The organism is Frankia nepalensis, from assembly GCF_016786325.1.
GTDB lineage: Bacteria > Actinomycetota > Actinomycetes > Frankiales > Frankiaceae > Pseudofrankia > Pseudofrankia nepalensis.
The window spans coordinates 34,819-59,948 of the sequence record NZ_JADWYU010000138.1 but is presented as its reverse complement, the minus strand read 5'-3'; the positions used below and the strand labels follow the sequence as shown (position 1 = coordinate 59,948).

The following is a 25,130-nucleotide window of genomic DNA, read 5'->3' as shown; positions in this document are numbered from 1 at the left end:
GACGGCGGCATCGGCACCAACTTCTGGACCCAAGCCGAAGGCTGGCACCAACCATTCCCCATCGCACCACCCGGATCAGCAGCACCGGGCGCCATCGCCACACTCAGCCGATTCGCGGACCACGCCGACGTCTACTGGATCGGCCCCGACGGCGGCATCGGCACCAACTTCTGGACCCAAGCCGAAGGCTGGCACCAACCATTCCCCATCGCACCACCCGGATCGGCAGCACCGGGCGCCATCGCCACACTCAGCCGATTCGCGGAACATGCCGACGTCTACTGGATCGGCCCCGACGGCGGCATCGGCACCAACTTCTGGACGCAACCGTAACGCGCACGCGGAGTCGAGATCGAACCCCTGACTTGGGCTGGCCGCAGGCTGGACAACGTGAGGGGTTCGACTCGTTCGGTTCGACCTCGCGAGACCTTCGCCCACGCGGTGTTCGGCGCACGCCAGCTGACCGCGCTGACCGCGCTGACCGCAACCCGCTCCCGCGCCGCCGCTCCAGGCTGAAGCGCTGACGCGCTGAAGAAGATCCGCGGTTCAGGGGTTGACGCGGATGTGGCGCAGCTGAACGGTCAGCTGGCGGGCGCGGCGGGCCAGCAGGCCGTCGGTTTCCGGCCGCGGGGTAAACCCCGCGCCGTGCGCGATGTCGTCGGCGACCTGGGCGATCGTCAGGTCGTCGGTGTCGAGATGACGGGCGAACCCCTCGCCCCGCAGGACGGCCAGCGAGTGGTCGACCTGGCGGGCGCTGAAGCCGCGGGACGTTTCCCCACGCCGCTGAATCCGACGCCGCATCGTCGCCGGAGAGGCGAGCAGGGTGACGTGCTGCACCCGGTGGCCGGCGTCGCGGGCCGGCGCGGTCAGCTCGGCGAGCTGACCCACGTCCACGACCGTCATCGGCACGATCACCGGGTCCTCGTCGCCGGCGAGCGCACGGGCGAGCATCGCCCCCGCGCCATGACGCCACAGCGGGATCTCACGGAAGTCCACCCGTCGGGCCTTCGGCAGCATCCGGCGCATCGCGAACCCGAGATGCTCCGGGTCACTGACAAAACTCCCCGGCAGCCGACGCGCCAGGCTGAAGGCGACCTGGGTCTTGCCGACGGCGTTCGGCCCGTTGATCCAGAGGAGAGTCGCCACGAACGGCAGCGTAGCCACCGACCGACCGTGAATATCGGCCGGCCTTGACCCCTGATGACGCCGAGCGGCGCATGGCGCATGCGGGAGCGCCGCCGCCCCAAGGCGCGAGGCCAGTTCGGCATGCGCCGCCGCGGCCGGCCGGCCGGCGTCACGGGTAGAGGCGTCGGGTAGCGGCAGGCAGAACCGTGACCGCTGACACCCTCGGCGTCATTGCCGCCGTCGAGGCCGGTCGGGACGCCCAATCGTTCGTCGCTATCCTGAGCTTCCGTAGTTCGCCTTTCGGGGGATATCTTGGCAACCAGCGGCCAGCCAGCGTCGGACCGGCGGCATTTGACTGACGGCGAGCAGGCAGGGTGGTCCGATCCCGCGACTCGTCAACGCCTGTCAGCGAGATACGAGCAGCTCGACCAGCTTGCCAGCGACCTGACGGCGCAGCGGCGCGGCGTCCTTTTCAACGGCTTCCTGGCTGACATGCTGACGGTGTACGGCGTCGACGCCCTCGCCAACCAGGAAACCGAACTCGGCGAGCTCGACGTCGTTTTCAGGCTGCACGGCACCCGTTACGTGCTCGAAGCGAAGTGGTACAGCTCCAAGATTGACTACGGCCCACTCTCGGTTCTTGCCAGCCGCGTTCGGCAACGCGCCGAAGGAACGTTCGGCATCTTCGTCTCGATGAGTGGCTACACCGAGCCCGCCCTCGACAGCCTGCGCCGGGACGGTCAGCGCCCCCGTGTGCTGCTGTTCGAGCGCGAGCACGTCGAGGCCATGGTCTACGGGAAGATCTCGCCTCAACGTCTCATCGAGGCGGCCCGCGACGTCGCCAGCTTCCGGGGCAGCCTGCTCGTGGGAGTCGACGATCTCGTCTCAGCCGCGGCGGCTCCGGCTGACCACGCGGCCCAGGTCGTGGAAACGGGCCATGACTCCGCGAGGGTCGCGCCCGGCCAACCGCCGTCCGACGGCTCGCCGCCCTCCTCGTCCATACCGGCGGCGTCCATACCTGCGGCCCGGTCCGGAGGCGGGGTCGAAACTCCTCCCGCCGATGTGGACGGCGCGGCCCGGTCGACGATCGGCCGTAGGTCGTTGCTCCTCGCCGGGCTCGTGGGCGCGACAGCGGCCGTGGCGGTACCCGTCGGGCACGCGGTGAACGGCCGGGGACCGGGCGGCGCGGCCGAAGGGTCGCCGGGGCCGACCGGCTCCGCCTCACCGGCGCCCGTGGCGACGGCGACGGCCGACGGCTCGGCCCCCACGGACTCCGACCAGCCGTTCAGGCTGTCGGTGCTGGGCCCCATGCCCGGGTCGATATGTGCCGTCGCGTTCTCGCCCACGGATGATCTGTTGGCGACGGGCGGCTGGGAATGGCACAACAACGCCATGCTGTGGACTGTCGGCGACGTCGCCAGCCCCAGAAGGGTCTGGTCGAACGACGGGCAGACGTTGGCCGTGTTCGCGCTGGCGTTCTCACCCGACGGGAAGTTGCTCGCGGCCGGCAACTCACCGAAGGACAGGGCATCCACCCTCGATCTGTGGACCATCGGCAACCCGAGGAGACCCCAGGGTGGGGAACTGTCAGGTCATGCCGCCGAGGTGCACGCGGTCGCGTTCTCCTCGGACGGCGCCACGCTCGTGTCGGCCGACGACAGCGGGCTCGTCCTGATCTGGGAACTGCCGGCTCGGCAGGCGGGCCGTCTCCCGGGCTCCGGGGTAAGCACGCGGGCCCTCGCGTTCCACCCGAAAGGCCCGCTGCTGGCGGTCGGGGCCGACGACGGCACGGTGACGATGTGGGACGTGACCGATCGCGCCCGGCCGGTGGCCCGCTCGACCAGGGACGCCCACTTCGGGAAGGTCGAGGCCATCGCCTTCTCAGCGCGGGGCCACCGGATGGCGACCACCGGTACCGACGGCTCCGCCGCGCTCTGGGACACGAGTGACCCGGAGGAGCCCAAGAAGATCGTCGGCCTGCGCCACGACGGCGCGGAAGTCCACACCGCGGCGTTCACCAACGATGACCGTCGCCTGGTCACCGGTGACGGTCGCGGGATCGTCCGGGTGTGGGACCTGGAGAGCGCGAGCCCGGGGACCGTCGCGGACTGGACCGCCCATACGGGCGCCGTGCGATCGGTACACGTTGGCCGCGCGGGCGTGCTGGCCACCGGCGGAGAGGACGACACGGCCATTCTCTGGCGGCTGCCGTAGCTCGAATCCAGGCCAGGGCACGCCCGGCCCGTCAACCGGTGGATGTGAAAGGGCCGACAGCCCGGACGGAGGAGCGCTCCGGCGTGGCCCGCCCGAAGCGCCTCGCCGCGGGGGCGACATCGAGACCGCCCGAGACCAAGGCGAGACCAGGCCGGGCGGGCGGCGCGACGGGTGGGCCCGCGCGGCCCGGCGGACCTGTCGCCGAGGCCACGGCTGACGGGACTTGTCGGATATGGCGGCCGTTGTCAGGCAGACTTGGGAGATGGCCGACGATGATCCGCACCGTTGGCTCGAGGACATCGCCGGGGAAGCCGCCCTCGCCTGGGTGCGGGAGCGCAACGCCGAGACGTTCGCCGAGCTCACCCAGTCCGCCGACTTCGCCGCGCTGCGTACGCAGATCCGCGAGGTGCTCGACGCGGACGACCGGATTCCCTATCCGGTCACGAGGGGCAAGCACCTCTACAACTTCTGGCGCGACGCGGCTCATCCGCGTGGCCTGTGGCGGCGCACCACGCTGGCGTCCTACCGCGACGCCGCCCCGGACTGGGAGGTAGTGCTCGACGTCGACGCGCTCGCCGCCAGCGAGGGCGAGAACTGGGTATGGCACGGCGCTCGGGTCCTGCGGCCCGACTATCAGCTGGCCCTGGTCGAGCTGTCCCGCGGCGGCGCGGACGCGAGCGTCGTGCGGGAATTCGACCTGGTCGCCAAGTCCTTCGTGGACGACGGCTTCTTCCTGCCCGAGGCCAAGAGCACGGTCAGCTGGATCGACGAGGACCGGGTCTACGTCGGCACCGACTTCGGCGAGGGCTCGCTGACGGCGTCCGGCTACCCGCGCGTGGTCAGGGAATGGCGGCGCGGCACGCCGCTCGACGACGCCGTCCCGGTGTTCGAGGGCGAGCCGGATGACGTCTCGGTCGGCGCGTACCACGACCCGACCGAGGGTTTCGCGCGCGACTTCGTCCGCCGAAGCGTCGACTTCTACCGAAGCGAGCTGTACCTGCGTACCCCGGCCGGGCTGGTCCGCGTCGACGTCCCGGACGACGCGCACGCCTCGGTGCACCGGGACTGGCTGCTCATCGCCACCAGGTCTGCGTGGGCCGTCGGCGAGAGCGTCTATCCGGCGGGCGCGCTGCTCGCGGCCGACTTCGACGCCTTCCTCGCCGGACGACGAGAGCTCGAGGTCCTCTTCGAACCGGACGAGCACACCTCGCTCGACTACCACGCGTGGACCCGCAACCATCTGATCGTCGTCACGCTGCGGGACGTGAAAAGCCAGATCACCGTGCTCACCCCGACAGCGGCGGGCTGGACGAGGGCGCCGCTGGCCGATCTCCCGGACACCAGCTCGGCCTCGATCTGTGACACCAACCCCGACGTCGACGACGAGTACTACCTCAATGTCAGCGGCTACACCCAGCCTGCGTCCCTGTACCGGGGCGACGTCGGCGAACAGCCGGAGATCCTCAGGCAGGCGCCGGCGTTCTTCCCGGCCGACGGCCACGCCGTCAGCCAGCATTTCGCCGTGTCGGACGACGGCACCCGCGTCCCGTACTTCGTCGTCGGCACCGGCGGGCCCGGGCCGACCCTGCTCTACGGGTATGGCGGCTTCGAGGTCTCGCTGACCCCTGGCTACAGCGGGACCGTCGGCCGCGCCTGGCTGGCGCGCGGCGGCACGTATGTCGTCGCCAACATCCGCGGCGGCGGGGAATACGGCCCGAACTGGCACCAGTCGGCCCTCCGGGAGAACCGGCCGCGCGCCTACGAGGATTTCGCCGCCGTGGCCAGGGACCTCGTCGGCCGGGGAATCACGACGCCGGCGCGGCTCGGCATCGAGGGCGGCTCCAACGGCGGCCTGCTCATGGGCGTCATGCTGACCCGCTATCCGGAGCTGTTCGGTGCCGTCGTCTGCTCGGTGCCGCTGCTCGACATGCGCCGCTACCACCAGCTGCTCGCCGGAGCCTCATGGGTGGCCGAGTACGGCGACCCCGACGACCCGGCCGACTGGGCGTTCCTCCGGGAGTACTCCCCCTACCAGAACGTCCACCCCGACCGTCGCTACCCGCCGACGCTCGTCACCACGTCGACCCGGGACGACCGCGTCCATCCCGGGCACGCCCGCAAGATGGTCGCGCGCCTGCGCGAGCTCGGCCACGACGTGCGCTACTACGAGAACATCGAAGGCGGCCACGGCGGCGCCGCCGACAACGAGCAGCTGGCCCACAAGCTGGCCCTGACCTACGAGTTCCTCTGGCGCACCCTCGGCACCGGCCCGGCCGCGGCCGAGTAGCCCGGGCGCGGCCCGCGTCCGTGGCCGTACCGCTGACGGACGCCCCGCGGAACGCGGCGCGCTCCGCGGGGGCGGAATCGCCGTCTCGACGGCCCGCGACTCACGCCTGCGTCGCGGCCGGCGTGGGCGCGGACGCGGGCAGCCGGGCGGCGTCGCGGTCATCCGCGGGCGGAACGTGATATTCCTACCGGCCGGGCCGGTGATTGTCCGGCCAGGGCCGGCCGGCGCGGCGGGGATCCCGGCCCGGCGCCGACAACCGGACGGGAGTGAGAACGGCTCCGGTATAGTTGCCGCTTGTGTCGGGAATTCCTGCTCGTCCGGACGTGCGTAAGGACCCGCGTGGCGTGCACACGCGGCAGCTGCTTCTCCGGACGGCCGAGCGGCTTTTCGCGGACCAGGGAATCGCTCGCACCTCGACCCGTCAGATCACCGCCGAGGCCGGCATCAGCCGGGACGCCGTCCACTACCATTTCGGCTCCAAGGCCGCCCTGGTGCTCGCGATCGTGGACGCTCGCACCGAGGAGCTCCGCGCCGATATCGAGCGCCTGTTCGCCGGGAATGTCCCCGACGGCAACGTCACCATTCACGACATCGCCCACGCCATGGTGGTCGCCGCGACCGAGATGGCCGAACACGAGACCGGCCGGTACTACCACCCCTTCCTTGCCGCGCTGATGAACGACCCCGAGTTCCGGCACCTCGTGAACTCCAGGGCCACGCCGGAGAGCGAGGCCGTCGTGGCGCTCCTGACCCCGCTCACCCCCGGTATCAGCGAGGCCGAACGCGTCTACCGGGTGGGCTGCGCGCTGGTGCTGATCCTGTCCGGCGCCGGGAACCGCGGGGTGGCCGAATGGGTCAGCTCCCAGGTCGACGTGACCCGGGAACAGCTGCTGACGATGCTGACCGACACGGTCACGAGCGTGCTCGCCGGCGCCGTCCCGACCTCGGCCACGCCGGGCGGGCCCGGGCGGGGGGCGGCGTCCCATGGCCAGGCGACGTCCCATGGCCAGAAGCCGGCGACGGCGTCGGCTCGCTGACGGAAGGCCGCCCGGTCAGGGCGGGTGTTGGCGGTTCTCCAGGGAGAGTGGGCGCGGTGACGCGCTCGACGCGGCGACGTGCCCTCAGGACGGCAGCCTGGCCGGTCGCCGCCGCGGCGACCGGCCAGGCATCCGGTTACCCGCCGGCTCAGTTCTCGATCGGTGAGACCCCGACCGGGGTGAACCCGTCCGGCTCGCCCTTGTCGTTCAGCGTCGCGACCAGCCCGCCTCGCACACACACCCCGGGCTGGTCGGGAACCGCCTTGCCGTTGCACCGGAAGCGCAGGCCCTCGGCGCCCGGCAGGTCCTTCTCCGGCATCGCCTTGATGGCGGCGGCGATCGACGCGGGGGTGACGTCGCCAGTGAGCCCCTCCACGGCCGCCCCGAAGGCGGCGACCACGGTGAACATGCTCATCGTGCCCGGCCGGTGGACGTCGATGTCATGGCCATAGGCGTCGACCACGGCGCCCAGCAGGCGGGTCGACGGGTTGTCCGTGCCCACGGGCGCGGTCGCGGAGACGGCCATGCCCTCGAGCACGTCCGCCGGCACCGCCTTGCGCGTCGCGTCGGTGATGCACAGCGCCAGGGCGACGACCGGGCCGTCGTACCCGACCGAGCGCAGGCCGTTGAGCGCGCTGATGCAGAACGCGTCGCCGCCGACGATCGACACGACACCCGGGTCCCCGGTCGCGATCTCCCGCAGCTGCGGGGTCATGTCGGCCGTGCCCGGCGGGACCGAGACGACGTCGAGGTCGACCCCCAGCTTCTGGAACCGCGCCGGCGCGACCGACTTGTAGAAGGCCGAGACGACGGGCACGTCGATCACGACCGCGGTCACCTTCTTGAGACCCTTGTCCTTCGCCTGCTGGGCGGGCAGGTCGATCTGACCGAAGTACGGGTCGGTCAGGTTGAAGGTCGTCTCGGTGTCCGTCAGCGCCCCGGCGGCGGTCGTGTTCGCGAACATCAACGGGATCTTCGCCTCGTGCAGCGGAGCCCAGATGCTCTCCCCGACCGACGACGAGCCGACGACGACGGCCACGACGTCCTGCTCGACCATCCGGTTGGCGCAGTCGGTGCCCTTGCCCGGGTCCGCCAGGGCGTCGCATTTCACGATCTCGATCGGCCGGCCGGCGATTCCGGAACGGTGCTCGTTGAGCCACTCGATGGTGGCGTCGGCGACGCGCTCCTCGTAGGACAGGTCCGAGACGGGGCCCTTGCCATCCGAGATCATGCCGATCCGGACCGGGTCGCCCTTCGCCGGCGCGGACGGCCCGAGCAGGTCGGCGGCGCCCGCGGCGCCGGCCGTCGAACCCCCGCCGGTACCTTCGGCGCCGTCGTCACCACCGCCGCCGCATCCGGCGACCAGGAAAAGGCTCGCGGCCAGGGCGGCCGAAGCCGCTAACCTGATCCCGGCCACGCGTCCTCGCGCTCGTCGGCGGCCCGCGGATCCACGCGAGATCGCAATTTTCCTCATGACTGATCCCATCTTGTCGTGGTGGAAAACGCCGGCCGGTCGCCGCCGGTACGGATACTGGCGGCGGCGCGGCCCAAGGAGGTCACTGTCCGGTGTCAGACGGAACGACCACGGTCTGGAAAAGAACGTCAGCCGGTCGCATATACGAGTTCTTCTGGAAGACGTCAGTGCGCCGAACTCCCGGGCGGGCCCTCAGTCCTGCGCCCAGCCCGTCTTGAGGACATTCTCGGTGTGCTCCCCGAGCCGGGGAGCCGGTCGGGATATTCGCCAGGGGGTGCGGCTGAAACGGTAGGGCGCGCCGGGATGGGTCTCGACCCGGCCCGTGTAGGGGTCCGTCACCTCCGTGGCGAATCCGCGGGCGACGAGGTGCGGGTCGGCGACCGCCTCCTCCGGGGACGCCACGAATCCCGCGACGAGCCCGCGGCGCTGGCAGCCCAGAAAGAAGTCATATGCCGGCAGGCGCGCGGCCAGCAGCATCATCGCGTCGCGGGAGGCGTTCCAGATCTCCCGCGCCAGCGGGTCGGTCGCGAGCTCGACGACGGCCACGCCGCCGCGCTCGACCCCGAGCTCCAGCAGCACCACGTCCGGGAAGTCGTCGCGCAGCCCGGCAAGGTCGATCCATTCGACGATCGAGGCGTAGTCCTCGGCCGCCCGCGGCGGGAAACCCAGGACGACGTGGTGCCCGTCGGCCGCCTCGACCTGCGTCGGGGCGGTCTGGTCGACCATCGCGTGCCGGCCGGTCTGCCGCCGCACGATGCCGCCGTCGGCGAGGTACTGGGTGGTGGCCAGCTCGCTGGAGACGTTGAGCGCGGCGTCGACGCTGACGTCGACGTGCTGCCCACGCCCGGAGACCGTGCGGTGCAGCAGCGCGGTGAGCGCGGACGCCACCGCGAAGGATCCCGCGACGTGCGCGCTCTGCCCTCCGCCGCCGCGTACCGGCGGCAGCGTGTGGTCGTCGTAGCCGCAGCTGTGCGCCGGGCCGCCGCCGGCCAGCAGCGTGAGATCGGTGGTCGGCACGTCGGGAGACGCCCCGCGCCGCCCGAACGGCGTCACCGAGACCCAGACCAGCGACGGGTAGTCGTCGGCGAAGGTCGCCGGGTCGAGCCCGAGCGCGGTGACCTCCCGCGTGGCCAGCCCTTCCAGGAGCACGTCGCAGTCGACGAGCAGCCGCCGGAACCGCTCGCGGTCGGCGTCGGCGCCGAGATCGAGCAGGATGCCGCGCTTCGAGGTGTTGTAGTGCCGCCACTGCAGGCTCGCCTCGGGTGCCGGCTCGTCCCCGGCGAACGGGCCCCACGAGCGGGTCACCGAACCGCCCGCGGGCTCGACCACGATGACGTTCGCTCCGAGGTCGGCGAGCACCTTGCCCGGGTAGGCGGAGAACTCCCCCGCGAGCTCCAGGACGCGCAGCCCGCGCAGTGGGCCGTTCATATGACCCCCTCGGCCGTCAGCTCGGCCAGCTCGGCCTCGCCGACGCCGAGCAGCTCACCCAGGACGAAACGGTTGTGCTCGCCGAGCCGGGGCGCCCCGCGGCGCAGCGACCAGTCGGTCTCCGACAGGTGCACCGGCAGCCCTTCGACCCGCGCCGGCCCGATGTCGGGATGCGCGACGGTCGGCCAGAGGTCCCAGCCGGGCGTCGCCGGCGTACCGTCGATCCGCTCGGCCGGCGTGCGGACGGGACTGGCGGGTACCCCGGCCGCGACCAGCCGGTCCGCGAGCTCCTGGCCGCCCTGGCCGGCGGTCCAGGCCGCCAGCCGGGCGTCGAGCGCGTCCTGTTCGGCGAGCCGGGCCGCGAGGGTGGCCAGCCGGGCGTCCGCGGCCCATGGCTCGCCGATCGCGTCCGCCAGACGGGCCCAGTCGGCGTCGTCACGGCAGGCCAGCGCTATCCAGCGGTCCTCCCCCAGGGCGGGGTAGATCCCGTGCGGCGCCATCACGGGCGCGCCGGCGCGGTTGGAGTCGACCGAGCCCGGCGACCGCGGGGCCCTGCGGTTGACATGATGGTCGAGGATGTCGGTTCCGGTGAGGCTCAGGCCCACCTCGACGCCGGCCAGGTCCACCCACTGTCCCTCGCCGGTCTGGTCGCGGTGCCACAGCGCCGCGAGCATCGCGATCGCCATGGCGTAGGCGCCCAGGTGGTCCATGTACGAGAATCCCCAGCCGGCCGGCGGCTGCCCCGCCAGGCCCGAGGTGAAGGTCAGGCCGCTCACCGCCTGGACGATCGGCCCCCAGGTGCGGAAGTCGCGGTAGGGACCGGTGGCGCCGAATCCGCTGTGGGAGACGTAGACGATGTCCGGCTTGATCTCCTGAAGCCGCTCGTACGGGAAGCCGAGCCGGGCGAAGACCCCGCCGGCGAAGTTCTCGGTCACGACGTCCGAGATCGTGATCAGCCGGGTGAGCAGGTCACGCCCGCGCTCGGTGCGCAGGTTGATCGTGATTCCCAGCTTCTCGGTGTTGTGGTTGTTGAAGCTGCCGCCGAACTCGATGCCCCGGCGCTCGTCGTTGTAGGGCGGGGCCCCGCGGACGATGTCCCAGCCGCCGCTGGTCGCCGGGTCCTCGACGCGGATCACCTGGGCGCCGAACGCCGCGAGGATCCTGGTCGCCCCGGCGCCGGCTAACTGGCCGGACAGGTCGCACACGCGAATCCGGCGTAAGGCGGTCGACCTGGCTTCCAGGTCGGACGGGCTCCCGGCCCACCGATCTGCCGGCCAACCGGCATCGGCCTGCGACGACGGTCCGACCACGCGCTGCCTCCTGGGTGAGGGCCTGGGGAAGGTGAAGCACCAGGAGCACGATTTCTATCAAGCGCTTGACAGAAAAGTCCAGACCCATGCACGATTCGCGGCATATGTTCGATCCGTGCCCGAGCTGGCACCCGGGCCTCCCGACCCCTGGACCTCCACACGTCGAGGGGCGGCGGGGCGCGCCCGGCGGCTGCCGGGCGGCCCTGACAGCCCGCCCGGCGCCGTCGACGGGCACCCCCGACGGTCGCCGACCGGCCGCTCGTCGCCTCGGGGCCGCGGTCGCCGCGAGGAGTTGCCTCCCGGGATATAGCGGGGCGTTCCGGGTACGCCGCCCCTCATGACCACCACTCATCGCCCTACTGGAGTCCCCGCGCACCAGCTCAGCGACGACGACGTGCGCCGCGAGCTCGACCGGCTGCACGCCACCCGCCACGACACGGTGCTCCACGGCAGCCAGGACGCGCTCGAGACGCACACCCGGCGCATGCTCGAGCTCGAGGCCGAGTACCTCACCCGGTTCCCGGGGGAGTCCGCCCCGAATCCCGCCAGGACCCGCGCGGGCGCGCGCCGCGCCGCGGACGCCGGCTGACGAAGCGATGACGTCCGCGAACGCGGGCGGCGGGGCCCGTCCGCCCGCTCGCGGACCTTCACCCCGACCCGAGCGGCGCCGGACCGCGCCCGCCATCCCCGCCCTCGGCGGCGCCGGTATTCCCGAGGACCGACATCTATCGCGCGTTTCCGCGGCCGGCCGAGGTGCTCGCCGGCCGCGGAAACGCCACGAACCAGTGCCGGCCCCGCCAGGGTTCGCCCTGTCTCGACGCCGGACATGATCGCCGTTTCTGCCCTAAGGAGGTCGTGATCTGGCCCCGGTCCACGACCTCCCGGGGGCACTATCGGCGATCATGCGTAGCGGGCAACGTCGGCGGACGCCGCGGACTAGTCCTCGATCGGGGTGACGCCGACCGGCTTGTACTCGGTGGGGTGTCCCTTGTCGTCCAGGGTCGTCAGCAGCCCGCCGCGGACGCAGACCGCCGGCATGGTCGGGTCGGCCTTGCCGTTGCAGCGGAACCGCAGCCCGCCACCAGCCGGGAGGTCCCTCTCGGGCGCCGCCTTGATCGCGGAGATGACGGCCTGCGGCGTCACGTCCCCGGAGACCTGCGAGGTCGCCGACTGGAAGGCGGCGAGCACCGTGAACATGCTCATCGCGGCCGCTCTGCTGGTGTCGATGTCCTTGCCATAGGTGGTCGCGACGGCCTCGAACAGCCGGGTCGACGGGTTGTCCGTGCCGACGGGCGCCGACGCGGGGACGTGCATGCCCTTCAGGAAGGACCCGGGCACCGCCTTCTGGGTTCTGTCGCTGATGCAGTTCGACAGGCCGATGACGGTGCCGGTGAAGCCGACGTCCCGCAGGCCGTTGAACGCGCTGATGCAGAACGCGTCGTTCCCCGCGACCTCCACGATCCCGGGGTCGCCGGCGGCCAGCGGCCGCAGCTGCGGCGTCATGTCGGCCGTTCCGGGGGCGATCCGGATCAGGTCGAACTCCAGGCCCGCCTTCTCGATCGCGGGCTCGACCACCTGGTAGACGCTCGTCGCGTTCGGCGAGTCGACCGAGATCACGGTCACCTTGTCCGTGCCGACGTCCTTCGCCATCTGGATCGGGAAGGTGACCAGATTGAAGAAGGGGTTGGTCAGCGCGAACGTCGACTCGCTGTCCCGCAGCGCGGCGCCGCTCGCCGAGTAGATCATCAGGGGTAGCTTCGCGTCGCGCATCGGCGGCCACATGCTGTCCAGCACCGTCGACGAACCGGCGACGACGGCGACGACGTTCTCCTCGACCATGCGGTTGGCGCAGTCGGTGCCCTTGGCCGGGTCCGACAGCGTCTCGCACGTCACCAGCTCGATGGGCCGGCCGGCGATGCCGGAGTGGCGTTCGTTGAGGTAGGCGACGGTGGCGTCGCTCACGGCGAACTCGATCGACAGGTCCGAGACGGGGCCCTTGCCGTCCGAGATCAGCCCGATCCGCACCGGTGCGCCCGTGGCGCGCGCGACCGGCCCCAGCAGCCCGGAGTCGCTGGTGCCGGCGGCGGTCGGGGTGTCGTCACCCCCGTCATCGCCGCCGCATCCAACGAGCAGCAGGCCCGCGGCCAGGGCCGCGGCGCCTAAGCGCGCGCTCGCCGCGCGTCGTCTGGGCCGTCTCCCGACCCACCGGCCAGTCGGGTTCATGGTCTTCGGCATGTGTCGTCGACTCCTCTGCGCGATCGTGAAAGCGCCGGCCGGTCCACGATGGAGGCGGTCCGGCCGGCTCGGGAAAGCGATGACCGCCGGCCGAACGGCCGGCGGGACAGAGCCGCGGGTGCTACCGGGCCGCCTCAGCTGGCGGGGCCGAGGTACCGGAAGTAGCGCACGATCGGCGGCGGGGTGAGCTCTACGCCTTGCGGCCGGGACATCGTTCCCGAGGCCTGTGCCTGGCCCAGCGCCGCCTTCGCCGTCTCGACGTCGCCGTCGATCTCGTAGATGACGAGGAAGGTGTCGCCATCGAGCGATTCCAGGCGGCGGGCGGAGACGAAGCCCTCGACCTTCAGGATTTCGGGCAGGTGCGTGTTGTCGTACCAGTCGTGGTAGGCCGCCGCCTCCTCGGGCGAGGCGGGGCGCGATTCGACGATGAGCACGCCGCTGGTCATCCGGCGCTCCTTTCTTCGGTGGTCAGGTCTCCGAGCTGGTCAGGCGTTCTTGTGGATGTGGCCGTCCTTCATGACGAACCGGACGTCCTGGGTGACGGTGATGTCCTGGGTGGGGTCGCCGGGGACGGCGATGACGTCCGCGAGGAAGCCCTCGCGAAGCCGGCCGAGCTCGTGGTCCCGCTCGATCAGCTCCGCGCTGGTGACGGTCGCCGCCCGCAGGGCCTGGGTCGGGGTCATGCCGCGCGCCACCAGCGCGGCCAGCTCCTTGGCGTTGTCGCCGTGGGGGATGGCGGGGGCGTCGGTGCCGCAGGCGATCCGGACGCCGGCGGCGATCGCCTTCGGCAGCATCGCCCTGGCCTGGGGAAAGACCACGGCGGCCTTCGCCTGGAGCTCCGGTGCCGCCCGCGCGACGTCCATCGCGTCGGTCAGGTAGGTGGTGGACACCAGGAACGTGCCGCGTTCGGCCATCAGCTTCAGCGTCTCGTCGCTGGCGAGGAAGCCGTGCTCGACGCAGTCGATCCCGGCCTCGACGCAGGCCCGCACCGCCCGGTCCCCCACCGCGTGCGCGGCGACGCGGATGTCGGCCCGGTGCGCCTCGTCGGCGATCGCGGCCAGTTCCTCGTCGGAGTACTGCTGGGCGCCGGGGCCGGTGCTGTGCGACATCACGCCACCCGACGCCGACACCTTGATCACCTTGGCGCCATGGCGGATCTGGTAACGCACGCAGTGGCGAACCTGGTCGACGCCGTTGGCGATCCCCTCGCCGACGGACAGCGGCATGATCCCCGGTGCCAGCCGTTGGAACACCGTGGGGTCGAGGTGGCCGCCGTAGGGAGTGACGGCGTGCCCCGCGGGGACGATGCGCGGGCCTTCCACCCATCCCTGGTCGATGGCGCGTTGCAGCGCGACGTCGAGCAGGTAGCCGCCCGTCTTGACCATCAGGCCGAGGTTGCGGACCGTCGTGAACCCCGCGAGCAGGGTCTTGCGGGCGTTGATGGTCGCGCGCAGCGTACGGTACGCCGGGTCGTCCTGGACTCCGTGCATCGGCAGCGGCAGGCCCGTCGGCGTCTCCGGGCCGCCGATGAGGAGGTTGAGCTCCATGTCCATCAGCCCGGGCAGCAGCGTCACGTCACCCAGGTCGATCTCCGTCGCGCCGGCGGGGACCCCGGCGGGGTTCACCGCGACGACGCGGTTTCCTTCCACCACGATCACCGCCGGCGACCGGGCCTCGTCGGCGTCGACATCCAGCCACCGGGCGGCGCGTAGGACGGTCGGCGCGGTCACGGCACCGGCTCGATGAAGCAGTCGAAGCTCGTGGCGCCCGTGTCCGGGACCCTCGGCTGCCGCCAGATCTCGGCGGGGAACGACGCCTGGATCATCGAGTAGAGCAGGTACAGCAGGTTCAGCGCGTCGTCGGGCAGCGCGTCGTACGGCAGCTCCGACAGGTACGCCATCGCGGCCTCGGCCCGCGGGGTGACCGCGTCGTAGAAGACCTGCATCTCCTCGGTCGTGCTGGCCAGCCGCGTGCCGTACCGCTCCGGCTCCGTCGCCAGGCACCACTTCGCGGCGAACGGTTCGAGATCGGCGAACTCCGCCGGCAGCAGGGTGTTCACTCCCTCGGCGCTCATCGGCGGGCTCCCTCGTAGTCGTTGACCCAGTCGCCCACGACCTTGTGGAGGTGACGGCAGAGGATCTCCTGGTCGTTCAGCAGGAAGCGGTCGACGTACCGGGTCTCGAGCATCATCTGGGTGGCTTCGAGCGTGTTCGCGTCCTGTAGCGCGAACTCCTTGAACGTTACCGCCGACATCTCCTGCGCGATCCGGTCACGGATGTTCGTGGCCGGCAGGAAGTAGACGTTGCCCTCGAAGACGTGCGTGTTGTGCGAGGTCGGCCAGTAGTGGTAGGTGAGGTACCAGCCCTGGCTCCAGATGAGGATCACGAAGTTCGGGAACAGCTGGAACGAGTCCAGCCCCCAGGGGTCGCACTTCGCCGGGTTGACGCCCTTCGGCATCTCGCCGAGGTCGGCCTTGTCCCACGGGCCGAACAGCCCACCGCGGGTCAGCGCCTCCATCGGCTTGATCATGTCCGCGCCCATCTCCCAGAACCGGACACCGGACGTGCTCACGAGCCGGTGCGGTTCCTCGATCTGGTAATGCGGCGCCTCGAAACCGGCCTGCAGGGCGGCCTTCGAGTACTTCTCCGGCGACTGGTTCCCGTGCAGGACGGGCGCGTGGTAGAACTCCGCGAACGCGTCCATGAAGAGCTTCCAGTTCGCCCCGACCGTGGTGCTGTACCCGAACCGGGCGGTCATCCTCTCGAACGGGTAGCCCTCCAGGTCGGTCACCATCGGCCCGAGGAACTCGCGCAGCGGCTGCTTCGGCTCGTGGGCGAAGTTCACGAAGATGAACCCGGCCCAGACGTCGCAGTGCACTGGCGCCAGCCCCCACTGGCTCTTGTCGACGTCGAAGAACTCGCCCTCCTGCTGGATGAACGTCAGCGAGCCGTCGAGGTCATAGCGCCAGCCGTGGTACTTGCAGGCGAACTGGCGGCAGACGCCCTGGCTTTCCTTCTTCGGGTCGTCGGTCCAGACGAGCTTGTTGCCGCGGTGGCGGCACATGTTGTGGAAGGCCCGCACCTGGCCCGCCTTGTCGCGCACGACGACGATCGACGCGTGGGCGGCCTTGATGTCCTTGGTGAAGTAGCTGCCCATGCGTGGCAACTGCTCGACCCGTCCGACGTTCAGCCACGCCCGCTTGAAGATCGCCTCCTTCTCGCGCTCGAAGTACTCGGGCGAGATCGAGTCCTCGTAGGACACCGGCCCGGTGCCCAGGCCCGGGTAGTGCTCGGTCCAGCTACCTTCCGGCGGTTTCGGGAAACGCGGCATGGTTCTCCTCCTTCTGGGGGTCGACGGGGGACGGACTCGCGGCCGGGCCCGGCCAGGGAACCGGTGCGTCGTCGGGTTCGGCCGGGGGCGCCAGCCCGACGCTGTTGAGCACCATGGCCAGGCACAGGTAGCTGCCGACGACGAACATCAGCTCGAGGAGCTCCCGCTCGTCGAACTCCTCGGCCAGGCGCGCCCAGGTCGGGTCGTCGACGACGTGGGTGTCCACCAGCTGGTCGACGGCCGCCAGCAGGTCGCGGTCGCGTCCGGCCCACCCGCCGGCCTCCGCGCCGGCGGCGACCGCGGTGCCGGAGGCGGCCTCGGCACCAGCCGCGGCCTCGGCACCGGCGGCGACCGCGGTGCCGGTGGCGACCGCGGCCAGGTCGGCGTCGGTGAGACCGGTCTCCCGGCCGATGCGGACGTGTTCGGCCCACAGGTAGCGGCAGCGGGTCCGCGCGCCGACGCGCAGGATCAGCAGCTCCCGGTCCCGTGGCCGCAGGGTGCCGTCCTCCAGCAGCCGGCCGCTGAAGGCCAGCCACGGTCCGCCGACCCGGACATGACGGGCCAGCAGGCCCAGGATCGGCGGCATCGGCGGCGCGTCGGCGGCGCCGGACAGGTAGCGCTCGGCGCGGGTCAGGTGGCCGCGCATCAGCGCGCGGTCCTCCGCGGTCCACTCGGCCGCCGGCAACGGGCCGATGCGCGGCGCCACGGCGCTGGTCACCGCGTCTGGGCCCTGTTCCCTGGGCTGCGCACCGGATCGGCGAACTCCTGGGTTCCTGCCGGATCAGGCCTGCTCACAGCACCTGCCCGCCGTTGACGCCCAGGACCTGCCCGGTGATGAAGCCGGCCTCCTCGGACGCGAGGAACGCGGCCGCGGCCGCGATGTCGTCCGGGGTCCCGAGATGGCCCAGCGGAATCGTCCTGGCCATGACCTCGTTGGGCGGCAGGTGCCCGGCGGCCTGGTCCCGGTGCTGCATCGGCGTCTCGATGCCCGACGGCGGTATGCAGTTGGCCGTGATGCCGTGGGAGGCGTAGGCGCGGGCCAACGACTTGGTCAGCACCATCACGCCGCCCTTGGCGGCCGCGTAGTGCGCCATCTTCGGTGAGCCCCGCTGGGCGCTGGACGACGAGATCGTGACGATGCGGCCCCAGCGGGCCGCGACCATGTCGGGCAGGGCTGCCTGGCAGCAGTGGAAGGTGCCGGTGAGGTTGACGGCGAGCACCCGGTCCCAGTGCTCGAGCGTGATCTGGTCGAACTCCTCGAAGGCGACGAGGCCGGCGCTGGTCACCAGGATCTCGGTCGGCCCGAGCGCCGCGCGGGTCTCGGCGAAGGCGGCGTCGAGGGCGCCGCGGTCCGTGACGTCGGCGGTGAGGCCGAGCGCCCGCGCCCCGTTGGCGCGCAGCTCCTTGACCACCCGTTCCACGCCCGCCGTGTCGAGGTCGAGCACCGCGATCCGGTGGCCGCGTTCGGCCAGGTGATGGCAGGTGGCCTCACCGATGCCCGACGCCCCGCCGGTGACGACCGCCACCCGGGAGCGCGGCGTCCTGCTACGCGCCATCGCTGTGTCCTTCCTCATTCGTGGATCACTTCGACGGGGTCGGTCACCGGCTCACGCGGGACGCGCCGCGCGCCGACCCGCCGGTGTCGTGGTCCTCATCACGCTGGCGCGGCCCGTCGACGCGTTCTCCTGTTCCAGCAGGGTGTTCGTCAGTCGACTAACACTGTTCTTCACATGACTAACATGGGGTTCGGCCGGAGGCAAGCGCCCTCCCCTGGGCGCTCGGCGCGAAACTAGGGGCGGGATCAGGCCCTGGGAGCCGCGGGAGGATGGACATGGCGCCGGCACGGCGGAGCGTCGTCGACGAGTCGATCACCCGCACGGCGCTGCTCGACGCCACCGAGGCCCTGATGCTCGAGGAGGGCTACGCCGCGGTCACCACCCGCCGGCTGGCCCAGCGGGCGGGCGTCAACAACGGGCTCGTCTACTACTACTTCGGCACGATGGACGGCTTGTTCGTCGAGCTGTTCCGGCGGGGCGCCGAGCGCAGCCTGGCCCGGCTGCGGCAGGTGTTGCGGTCGCCGCAGCCGTTGTGGGCCCTGTGGGAGCTGACCCAGGACTTCTCCAGCAACGCGCTGACGATGGAGTTCATCGCGCTGGCCAATCACCGCAAGGCGATACGGGCAGAAATCGGCGCGTACTCGCGGAAGTTCCGGACCCTGCAGCTCGAGGCGCTCTCGGACGTGCTGACCGGCTACGGACTCGACCCGCGCCGGTGGCCGCCGGCGTCGCTGATTCTCGTCATCGCGGCGGTCTCCCGGTTCCTGCACATCGAGGACGCGTTCGACGTCGACATCGGCCACGCGGAGCTGGTGGCGGTGATCGAGCGTGAGATCCGCGCCCTGGAGGGCGACCGCCGCCCGGCGCGGGACGCCCTCGCCAGCCCGGCCGGGTAGGACCGGCCCGCCCGGCGATCAACGGATCGGCTCGTCGCCGAACACCGTCGTGCGCAGCAGCTCCCGCGGCGAGCTCGGGTCGTAGGGCGCCGCGCGATGCACGACGCCGGTGTTGTCCCAGATGACCGTGTCCCCCACCGACCAGTGGTGGCGGTAGGCGCGCTCGGGCCTGGTCGCGCGGTCGAGCAGCCCCCCGAGCAGCGCCCGGCCCTCCTCGAGATCCATCCCGACGACGTGGCTGGCGTGCGCGCCGATGACCAGCGACCTGCGGCCGGTGCGCCGCGTCCAGACCAGGGGGTGCGTCGAGCTCGGCCGGGCGCGCCACCGCGCCAGCTGCTCCGGGGTCGGGTCCGGGTAGACCGTGCGCTGGGACGCCTCGAACGTGTGCACGACCCGCAGCGCGGCGAACCGCTCCTTCTCGTCGTCGGACAGCGCGTCGTGGCCGGCGTAGGTGCTGGCGAACTCCGTCTCCCCGCCGGACGCCGCCACCTGCTTGGCGCTGAGGATGGTCGCCTTCTGCGGCGGCTCGCCGTGCAGCGGCATGCACCCGTCCATGTGCCAGTGGAAGGTGGCCTTGAGGTAGTCGGCCGAGGAGTTCTTCGACCTGTCCAGGGTCACCCGGTAGATGCCGGCCACCGGGTGGTGGCCGTACTCGTAGTCGATCTCGCCGAGCCGGCGGCAGAAGGCGATCTGGTTGTCCGGGTCGAGGTTCAGGCCGCGAAAGACGAGCACGCCGTACCGCTCCAGCGCCTCGAGGACCGACGCGGCGATCGTGTCGTCCTTGGCGAGCTGGTCGGCGTCGACGCCGCTCACCGCGGCGCCGACGGTCGCGGCCAGGGGTTCACAGGTGATCGTCGCGGTCACGGCACGGGCTCCAGGTAGCGGTCGAAGTAGGCGGTGCCGCTGTCGATGACCCTTGGCTGGTGCCAGACCTCTACCGGCAGGGAAACCATGATCAGCGAGTACACGAGGTGGAGCAGGTTCAGCTGCGGCTCGGGCAGGTCCGACAGCTCGAAGCCGTCCAGGTAGGCCATGGCCGCGCCGACGCGCGGGTGAGCCGCGCCGTAGAACGCCTCCAGCTCCGCCATCGTGCTGTTCAGCCGTTCGGCGTACCGGCCCGCCTCGGTCGCGATGCACCACCTCGCGGCGAAGGGCTCCAGATCGGCGAACTCCTCCGGCAGCATCCGGTCGCTCACGCGCGGGTCCCCTTCCCGTCTCGCAGGTAGGCCTGAACCCAGTCGCCGACCGCCTTGTGCAGGTGCCGGACGGTGATCTCCTGGTCGGACAGCGGGTACTTGTCGATCACCCTGGACTCCAGGCCCTGTTGGGTGCCGTCGAGGGTGGCGGCGTCCTGGAGGGCGGCCTCCTTCGACACGACGGCGGTCACCTCGTGGCGGATGCGCTCGCTGGCGGTACGCGCCGGCGGGAAGTAGTACGACATCTCCCAGTCATGGGTGCCGGCGGACGTCGGCCAGTACTGGTACGTGAGGTACCAGCCGCGCTCGTACACGAGGATCACGAAGTTCGGGAAGATCTGGAAGTTCGAGATCGACCACGGCTGGAGGTTGCCCGGGTTGAGCCCGGCGGGCAGGTTGGCGGGGTCGAGCTCGGGGATGTCGGGCCGTTCCCACGGGCCCATGAGGCCGGCCTGGGTCGCGGGCTCGATCGGGTACATTTGCTCCGGCGGCAGCAGGTGGCGTGGCGTGCCCTTCCAGCCGCCCGTGCTGATCAGCCGGTGCGGCCCGTCGATCTGGAAGTGCGGGACCTTGTAGCCGGTCTCGAAACTCCGCAGGGACGGGACCTGCTGCTGCGAGTGCAGCACCGAGGCGTGGTAGTACTCCTGGAAGGCGTCCAGGAAGATCTTCCAGTTGCTGAGGATCTGCGCCTTGAACGCGAACCGCTCGCCGCAGAGGTGGAACGGGTAGCCCTCCAGACCGAGCACCATCGGCCCGAGGAACTCGCGCAGCGACTGGCTGGGTTCGTCGGCCAGGTTGACGAAGATGAAGCCCTCCCAGACCTCGCAGTGGACCGACACCAGCGGGAAGTCGGCCTTGTCGAAGTCGAAGAACTCCTCCTCCTGCAGCACGAACTTCAGCTGCCCGTCGAGCCCGTACCGCCAGCCGTGGTACTTGCACATGAACTGGCGGCACACGCCGCTGGTCTCGCTGCGCGGGGTGTGGTCCCAGACCAGCTTGTTGCCCCGGTGGCGGCACACGTTGTGAAAGGCCCGCACCTGGCCGTCCAGGTCCCGCGTGAGGAGCAGCGACGTCCTGGCGACCGCGAGCTCCTTGGTGAAGTAGCTGCCCTTGCGGGGCAGCTGCTCCACGCGGCCCACGTTCAGCCAGGCCCGGCGGAAGATCGCCTCGCGTTCGAGCTCGTAGAACTCCGGCGAGATCGAGTCCTCGTAGGACACCAGGCCGGTGCCCAGCTCCGGGTAGCGCGTCGTCCAGCTGGCCGGCGGTGTGGCGAGTCGCGCCATGACCATCCTCCTGTCGAGGTCGCCCTCGATCCCGGTCGAACCGTTCTCCGACTGACTAACAGCTTGTTCCCCAAGTGACTAACATGGCTTCCGCGGCCCGCGCAAGGCGGCTTCGGCGGCCGTCGGCCCGCGCGGGCCGCCGACACGGGCCCGCCGGCACGGACGCACAGGCACGGACACGGCGGCACGGACACGACCGCCGCGCGCACCCGCTCCGACCCGGAGCGGGCCGAGCATCGACGCCCAGGAGCGCTCATGGACGAGCACGGCACCCTGTTCATCGGAGGCCGATGGGTCGCCCCGCGCACCGACCAGGCCATCGAGGTGATCTCCCCGCACACGGAGGAACCGATCGCCCGGGTCGCGGCGGCGGGACCGCCGGACGTCGACGACGCGGTCGCGGCCGCGCGCCGTGCCTTCGACGAGGGACCCTGGCCGCGTCTCGACCCGGCCGAGCGGATCGAGACGGTTCGGCGGCTCGCCGGCCTCTACGGCGAACGCCGCGACGAACTGGCCGACGTGATCACCGCCGAGCTCGGCGCGCCGATCTCCTTCGCCCGGCGCGCCCAGGTGGGCCTGGCACTCTCGACGATGAACGCGCTGGCCGACATCGCGCGGAACTACGCGTGGCAGGAGGACCGGCCGGGCGTCTACGGCCGGGACGTGCTGCTGCGCAAGGAGCCTGTCGGCGTCGTCGCCGCCGTGATCCCGTGGAACATGCCGCAGTTCCTGACCATCACCAAGGTCATCCCCGCTCTGCTGGCGGGGTGCGCGGTCGTCCTCAAGCCAGCGCCCGAGTCACCGCTCGACGCGCTGGTGCTCGCGGCCCTGTTCGAGCAGGCCGGGCTGCCGCCCGGCGTGGTGAACGTCGTCCCGGCGGACCGGGACACGAGCGCCCACCTCGTCGCCCACCCGGGCATCGACAAGGTGTCGTTCACCGGCTCGACGGCCGCCGGCCGGCAGGTCGCGGCGGCCTGCGCCCGCAACCTCACCAGGGTCAGCCTCGAGCTCGGCGGGAAGTCCGCGGCGATCGCGCTCGACGACGCCGACCCGGCGGCCGTCGCCGCGGCCGTCCGCCTCTCCGGCATGGGCATGGCCGGCCAGATCTGCAACGCCCTCACCCGCGTGCTCGTACCGGCGGCCCGCGCCGACGACCACGCCGACGCCCTCGGGGCGGCCCTGTCGGCCATCAGGGTCGCCGACCCCGCCGACCCAGCCACCGAGATGGGCCCGCTGGTGACGCGCCGCCAGCAGGAACGGGTACGGCGCTACATCGACGCCGGCGTGCGCGAGGGCGCCAGGCTCGTCGTCGGGGGCACCGACCTGCCCGCCGGGCTCGATCGAGGCTGGTACGTGCGACCGACCGTCTTCAGCGCCGTCGACCCCGCCATGACCGTCGCCCGCGAGGAGATCTTCGGCCCGGTGCTCGCCGTCATCCCCTACCACGACCAGAACGAGGCCGTCCGCATCGCGAACGACACCGAATACGGCCTCGCCGGCTCGGTGTTCACCGCGGACACGGCGCGCGGGCTGGACGTCGCCCGCCAGGTCCGGGCCGGGACCTTCGGAGTGAACCAGGGGTACTCCATGGACCCGGCGGCGCCCTTCGGCGGGGTCAAGTCCAGCGGATACGGCCGCGAACTCGGCCGCGAGGGCCTGGAAGGCTACCTCGACATCAAGTCGATCTCCATCGCCTGAGCCGCGGCTGCCCGGCCGCCGTCCGCAGGCCAGGCCGTCGTCGCCAGGCCAGGCCGCCGCCGACCGTGGCGGTCCTCGCCGGTCCCGGCCGGGCGGAGCGGGCGGCTCAGTCGAGGTCGACGTGCAGCCGGACGGTGGTGACACCGTCGCTGGTGTCGATCTCCACCAGGCGGCACAGCTGCCGCACCGCCCATAAGCCGTACCCGCGCTCCTGGCCGGGGCCGGGTGGCCGGTAGCCCAGGAACCAGTCGGTGGCGCGCCGGCTGGGGTTGGCGACGTCGCAGACCAGGCGCCGCCCGGCCAGCCGCATCGTCAGCCGTCCCGCGCCCCCGTGTTGAAGCGCGTTGGTCGCGATCTCGTTCACGCTGAACACCAGCCGGCCGACCCCGTCGGGCGAGACGCCGAGGGCGGCCGCGGTGCGCGCGACGAAGACCCGCACCGCGGCCAGGTCGGCATCGAAGTCCAGCACGGCCGCGTCGCCGTCGCCGTCGGCGGGCAGCGGCGCGATCCGCCGTTCCCAGAAACCGGTGGTGGCCGCCGGGTCGACGTAGTCGGGACTGGAGCGCGTGGACGCCCCCACGGCCAGTTCCGGGTGGGTACGCCGCGCGTCGGCGATCACCGCCTCGGGCACCAGCCTGGTGTCATACGGGCAGATCATCCACGCCGGGCAGGCGGCGAACGCGAGATTGATCGCCGACTCGTAGCGCGTCCACTCGGCCGTCTCCACCGCGTCCCTGCCGTGCCACAGCGGCTCGCCGATCACCCGCATCCGCCGGTGCTCACCCACGGCGACCTGCTGATCGACCACCCGGTGGCAGGCACCCAGCGCGCTCCCTGGCGTGCCGTACCACTCCTCGGAGGCGAGGAACTCGACCTTGTTGACGGCGTCGCGCAGCGCCTCCCGCAGCAGGTCGGTGTTACCGGCGGTGGTGATGACCAGCAGCGAATCGCCCTGGTCGACACCGTCCAGGCAGAACGGCACCGTCGCGGCGAGGAACTCCTCGTCACTGCCGTAGATCAGCGCCTGGTGGGTCAGGCGCCGTGACGAGGGAAGGCGAGGTCCGGCCGGGTCGGTCACGCGGCATCTCGCGCGGTGACGGTAAGGGAGGAGATGTCGTCGAACTCGGCCAGGTTGACGACCTGACACAGCAACGGGGCCAGCTCCACCAGGTGCATCCGCCGTCCCGCCGGCAGCCGCGCCGCGGTCTGGGCCAGCGCCCGCAGTCCCGCCAGATCGATGAACTCCAGCTCACCCAGGTCGACCCAGACGTCGCCCGGCCATCCCAGAACGGTTTCGAGCGTCGCCGCGAAGGCGGCGATGGTGTGGTGGTCGACCGTGCCCTGCACCCGCAGCATCCGCTGCCCGCATCGGAACGACGGCGTGACGCGCAGCCGGCTGTTGAGGTGGAGCGGCGCGAGTTCCACCGTTCCCGGGTGGCGTCGCTGCGTGTCGTCCAACGCGGCGGCGCTGAATCGGCGCGCGTCGTACTGACAGATCGCCGAGGCCGGCTGGCCCGCGAACACCGCGTTCACCGCGGTCTCGTAGGTGCCCAGCTGGTCGGCGCCGGGCACGTCGCGCAGCGCCCAGCTCATCTCGCCACTGACCCGAAGGCCGGTGAAGCCGGCCGACAGCGCGTCGCTCACCTCGGCCTGCAGGGTCTGGGCCACGGCATGGGCGTCGAACGCGCCGAAGGCGAGATAGCCGACGGCGGCGGTGGTCACGGAGAGCTGGCCGGTGGTAAGGGCCGTGGACGGGTCGACACCCTCCGCGCGCAGCCACCCCAGCACCTCGCGCGGGGCGCGGGCGTCGGCGAAGTACAGCACCCGTTCCCCGCGGCTGAGGCCAGCCCGTACATACGCGGTGACCACTCGGCGCTGCTCGGCGTCGTCGGCGTATACCAGGCACAGGTGGTCGCCCTGGCCTATCCCGTCGACCCGGCGCTCCTGGCCCTCGCGCGCGATCACCCGAGCCACACAGTCCTCCCCGGGCTGGCCCCTGGGCCGGGACCCCAAGCGTCAGCTGTCCGGCCACCTACCCGGCCGCCTGGCCACTGTAACGCA

At 71.6% G+C, this 25,130-nt stretch carries 22 protein-coding genes and 1 pseudogene; 7 read left to right on the top strand and 16 right to left on the bottom strand.

Features of this window, described 5'->3' with window-relative positions; translation table 11 throughout:
• Positions 1–333: pseudogene (locus I6A81_RS19890) on the top strand (hypothetical protein); the annotation flags it as partial.
• A 213-nt stretch (positions 334–546) separates the two neighbouring features.
• Here the strand turns inward: I6A81_RS19890 and I6A81_RS19885 are convergent.
• Positions 547–1,164, bottom strand: a complete 618-nt coding sequence (locus tag I6A81_RS19885) for an ATP-binding protein (RefSeq protein WP_307874774.1) — start codon at positions 1,162–1,164, stop codon at positions 547–549.
• Positions 1,165–1,476: 312 nt separating this feature from the next.
• Between I6A81_RS19885 and I6A81_RS19880 the strand changes: the two genes are divergently transcribed.
• From I6A81_RS19880 to I6A81_RS19870, 3 genes are all read left to right on the top strand, one after another.
• Complete coding sequence (locus I6A81_RS19880) at positions 1,477–3,339, top strand: restriction endonuclease (protein ID WP_203000476.1); 1,863 nt, start codon at positions 1,477–1,479, stop codon at positions 3,337–3,339.
• A gap of 262 nt (positions 3,340–3,601) precedes the next feature.
• Positions 3,602–5,626: a prolyl oligopeptidase family serine peptidase gene (locus tag I6A81_RS19875; RefSeq protein WP_203000474.1), complete on the top strand. Its 2,025-nt coding sequence runs from the start codon at positions 3,602–3,604 to the stop codon at positions 5,624–5,626.
• Between the two features lie 344 nt (positions 5,627–5,970).
• Positions 5,971–6,663 carry a TetR/AcrR family transcriptional regulator gene (locus I6A81_RS19870; RefSeq protein WP_307874773.1) on the top strand — a complete coding sequence of 231 codons (693 nt, stop codon included), beginning with the start codon at positions 5,971–5,973 and terminating at the stop codon, positions 6,661–6,663.
• A gap of 148 nt (positions 6,664–6,811) precedes the next feature.
• Here I6A81_RS19870 and I6A81_RS19865 read toward each other — a convergent pair whose 3' ends face one another.
• The 3 genes from I6A81_RS19865 to I6A81_RS19855 form a co-directional block, all read right to left on the bottom strand.
• A complete protein-coding gene (locus I6A81_RS19865; protein WP_307874776.1) occupies positions 6,812–8,071 on the bottom strand; it encodes an ABC transporter substrate-binding protein in 1,260 nt (419 codons plus the stop codon).
• Between the two features lie 258 nt (positions 8,072–8,329).
• Positions 8,330–9,565, bottom strand: coding sequence for a CaiB/BaiF CoA transferase family protein (locus I6A81_RS19860; RefSeq protein WP_203000470.1), 1,236 nt, complete (start codon positions 9,563–9,565; stop codon positions 8,330–8,332).
• Positions 9,562–10,770 (bottom strand): CaiB/BaiF CoA transferase family protein, encoded by a 1,209-nt coding sequence (locus I6A81_RS19855; RefSeq protein ID WP_307874772.1) that lies wholly within the window; start codon positions 10,768–10,770, stop codon positions 9,562–9,564. Before I6A81_RS19855 ends, I6A81_RS19860 begins: the two co-directional genes overlap by 4 nt.
• A gap of 442 nt (positions 10,771–11,212) precedes the next feature.
• Here I6A81_RS19855 and I6A81_RS19850 point away from each other — a divergent pair, with 442 nt between their 5' ends.
• On the top strand, positions 11,213–11,464 hold the full coding sequence (locus tag I6A81_RS19850; protein WP_203000468.1) for a DUF6158 family protein: 252 nt from the start codon (positions 11,213–11,215) through the stop codon (positions 11,462–11,464).
• A 347-nt stretch (positions 11,465–11,811) separates the two neighbouring features.
• Here I6A81_RS19850 and I6A81_RS19845 read toward each other — a convergent pair whose 3' ends face one another.
• The 7 genes from I6A81_RS19845 to I6A81_RS19815 all read right to left on the bottom strand — a co-directional run bounded on the left by I6A81_RS19845 (position 11,812) and on the right by I6A81_RS19815 (position 17,996).
• Positions 11,812–13,110 carry an ABC transporter substrate-binding protein gene (locus tag I6A81_RS19845; RefSeq protein WP_203000467.1) on the bottom strand — a complete coding sequence of 433 codons (1,299 nt, stop codon included), beginning with the start codon at positions 13,108–13,110 and terminating at the stop codon, positions 11,812–11,814.
• 134 nt (positions 13,111–13,244) lie between these two features.
• Positions 13,245–13,556 (bottom strand): DUF4286 family protein, encoded by a 312-nt coding sequence (locus I6A81_RS19840; RefSeq protein WP_203000466.1) that lies wholly within the window; start codon positions 13,554–13,556, stop codon positions 13,245–13,247.
• A gap of 39 nt (positions 13,557–13,595) precedes the next feature.
• Positions 13,596–14,840 carry a metal-dependent hydrolase family protein gene (locus tag I6A81_RS19835; RefSeq protein ID WP_203000465.1) on the bottom strand — a complete coding sequence of 415 codons (1,245 nt, stop codon included), beginning with the start codon at positions 14,838–14,840 and terminating at the stop codon, positions 13,596–13,598.
• Positions 14,837–15,169, bottom strand: coding sequence for a hypothetical protein (locus I6A81_RS19830; protein WP_203000531.1), 333 nt, complete (start codon positions 15,167–15,169; stop codon positions 14,837–14,839). The genes I6A81_RS19835 and I6A81_RS19830 overlap by 4 nt, the downstream gene beginning before the upstream one ends.
• An 11-nt stretch (positions 15,170–15,180) precedes the next feature.
• Positions 15,181–16,440: an aromatic ring-hydroxylating oxygenase subunit alpha gene (locus I6A81_RS19825; protein WP_203000464.1), complete on the bottom strand. Its 1,260-nt coding sequence runs from the start codon at positions 16,438–16,440 to the stop codon at positions 15,181–15,183.
• Complete coding sequence (locus I6A81_RS19820) at positions 16,409–17,158, bottom strand: carboxymuconolactone decarboxylase family protein (RefSeq protein WP_307874771.1); 750 nt, start codon at positions 17,156–17,158, stop codon at positions 16,409–16,411. Before I6A81_RS19820 ends, I6A81_RS19825 begins: the two co-directional genes overlap by 32 nt.
• Positions 17,159–17,231: 73 nt before the next feature.
• Complete coding sequence (locus tag I6A81_RS19815; RefSeq protein ID WP_203000463.1) at positions 17,232–17,996, bottom strand: SDR family NAD(P)-dependent oxidoreductase; 765 nt, start codon at positions 17,994–17,996, stop codon at positions 17,232–17,234.
• 275 nt (positions 17,997–18,271) lie between these two features.
• On the opposite strand from I6A81_RS19815, the gene I6A81_RS19810 reads away from it, so the two are divergent.
• A complete protein-coding gene (locus tag I6A81_RS19810) occupies positions 18,272–18,892 on the top strand; it encodes a TetR/AcrR family transcriptional regulator (RefSeq protein ID WP_203000461.1) in 621 nt (206 codons plus the stop codon).
• An 18-nt stretch (positions 18,893–18,910) separates the two neighbouring features.
• Here I6A81_RS19810 and I6A81_RS19805 read toward each other — a convergent pair whose 3' ends face one another.
• Genes I6A81_RS19805 through I6A81_RS19795 form a run of 3 tightly spaced genes read right to left on the bottom strand, consistent with a single transcriptional unit; the run spans position 18,911 to position 21,371 of the window.
• Positions 18,911–19,756 (bottom strand): TauD/TfdA dioxygenase family protein, encoded by an 846-nt coding sequence (locus I6A81_RS19805; protein WP_203000459.1) that lies wholly within the window; start codon positions 19,754–19,756, stop codon positions 18,911–18,913.
• The gene (locus I6A81_RS19800; RefSeq protein WP_203000458.1) at positions 19,753–20,088 is read right to left on the bottom strand and encodes a hypothetical protein; all 336 of its coding nucleotides are present in this window, start codon (positions 20,086–20,088) and stop codon (positions 19,753–19,755) included. The genes I6A81_RS19805 and I6A81_RS19800 overlap by 4 nt, the downstream gene beginning before the upstream one ends.
• Positions 20,085–21,371 (bottom strand): aromatic ring-hydroxylating oxygenase subunit alpha, encoded by a 1,287-nt coding sequence (locus I6A81_RS19795; RefSeq protein WP_203000457.1) that lies wholly within the window; start codon positions 21,369–21,371, stop codon positions 20,085–20,087. The genes I6A81_RS19800 and I6A81_RS19795 overlap by 4 nt, the downstream gene beginning before the upstream one ends.
• 255 nt (positions 21,372–21,626) lie before the next feature.
• Here I6A81_RS19795 and I6A81_RS19790 point away from each other — a divergent pair, with 255 nt between their 5' ends.
• Complete coding sequence (locus I6A81_RS19790) at positions 21,627–23,069, top strand: aldehyde dehydrogenase (protein WP_203003831.1); 1,443 nt, start codon at positions 21,627–21,629, stop codon at positions 23,067–23,069.
• Between the two features lie 106 nt (positions 23,070–23,175).
• On the opposite strand, the gene I6A81_RS19785 is transcribed toward I6A81_RS19790, so the two are convergent.
• Together I6A81_RS19785 and I6A81_RS19780 are read right to left on the bottom strand one after the other, a co-directional pair.
• The gene (locus I6A81_RS19785) at positions 23,176–24,147 is read right to left on the bottom strand and encodes a sensor histidine kinase (RefSeq protein ID WP_203003832.1); all 972 of its coding nucleotides are present in this window, start codon (positions 24,145–24,147) and stop codon (positions 23,176–23,178) included.
• Positions 24,144–25,043 carry an MEDS domain-containing protein gene (locus tag I6A81_RS19780; protein ID WP_203003833.1) on the bottom strand — a complete coding sequence of 300 codons (900 nt, stop codon included), beginning with the start codon at positions 25,041–25,043 and terminating at the stop codon, positions 24,144–24,146. Before I6A81_RS19780 ends, I6A81_RS19785 begins: the two co-directional genes overlap by 4 nt.
• Positions 25,044–25,130: the final 87 nt, after the last annotated feature.

Excerpts from the sequence above, each read along its gene's own strand:
- I6A81_RS19875 (WP_203000474.1), top strand. The coding sequence starts at position 3,602 with ATGGCCGACGATGATCCGCACCGTTGGCTCGAGGACATCGCCGGGGAA.
- I6A81_RS19860 (WP_203000470.1), bottom strand. The coding sequence starts at position 9,565 with ATGAACGGCCCACTGCGCGGGCTGCGCGTCCTGGAGCTCGCGGGGGAG.
- I6A81_RS19850 (WP_203000468.1), top strand. The coding sequence starts at position 11,213 with ATGACCACCACTCATCGCCCTACTGGAGTCCCCGCGCACCAGCTCAGC.
- I6A81_RS19845 (WP_203000467.1), bottom strand. The coding sequence starts at position 13,110 with ATGCCGAAGACCATGAACCCGACTGGCCGGTGGGTCGGGAGACGGCCC.
- I6A81_RS19840 (WP_203000466.1), bottom strand. The coding sequence starts at position 13,556 with ATGACCAGCGGCGTGCTCATCGTCGAATCGCGCCCCGCCTCGCCCGAG.
- I6A81_RS19825 (WP_203000464.1), bottom strand. The coding sequence starts at position 16,440 with ATGCCGCGTTTCCCGAAACCGCCGGAAGGTAGCTGGACCGAGCACTAC.
- I6A81_RS19815 (WP_203000463.1), bottom strand. The coding sequence starts at position 17,996 with ATGGCGCGTAGCAGGACGCCGCGCTCCCGGGTGGCGGTCGTCACCGGC.
- I6A81_RS19810 (WP_203000461.1), top strand. The coding sequence starts at position 18,272 with ATGGCGCCGGCACGGCGGAGCGTCGTCGACGAGTCGATCACCCGCACG.
- I6A81_RS19795 (WP_203000457.1), bottom strand. The coding sequence starts at position 21,371 with ATGGCGCGACTCGCCACACCGCCGGCCAGCTGGACGACGCGCTACCCG.
- I6A81_RS19790 (WP_203003831.1), top strand. The coding sequence starts at position 21,627 with ATGGACGAGCACGGCACCCTGTTCATCGGAGGCCGATGGGTCGCCCCG.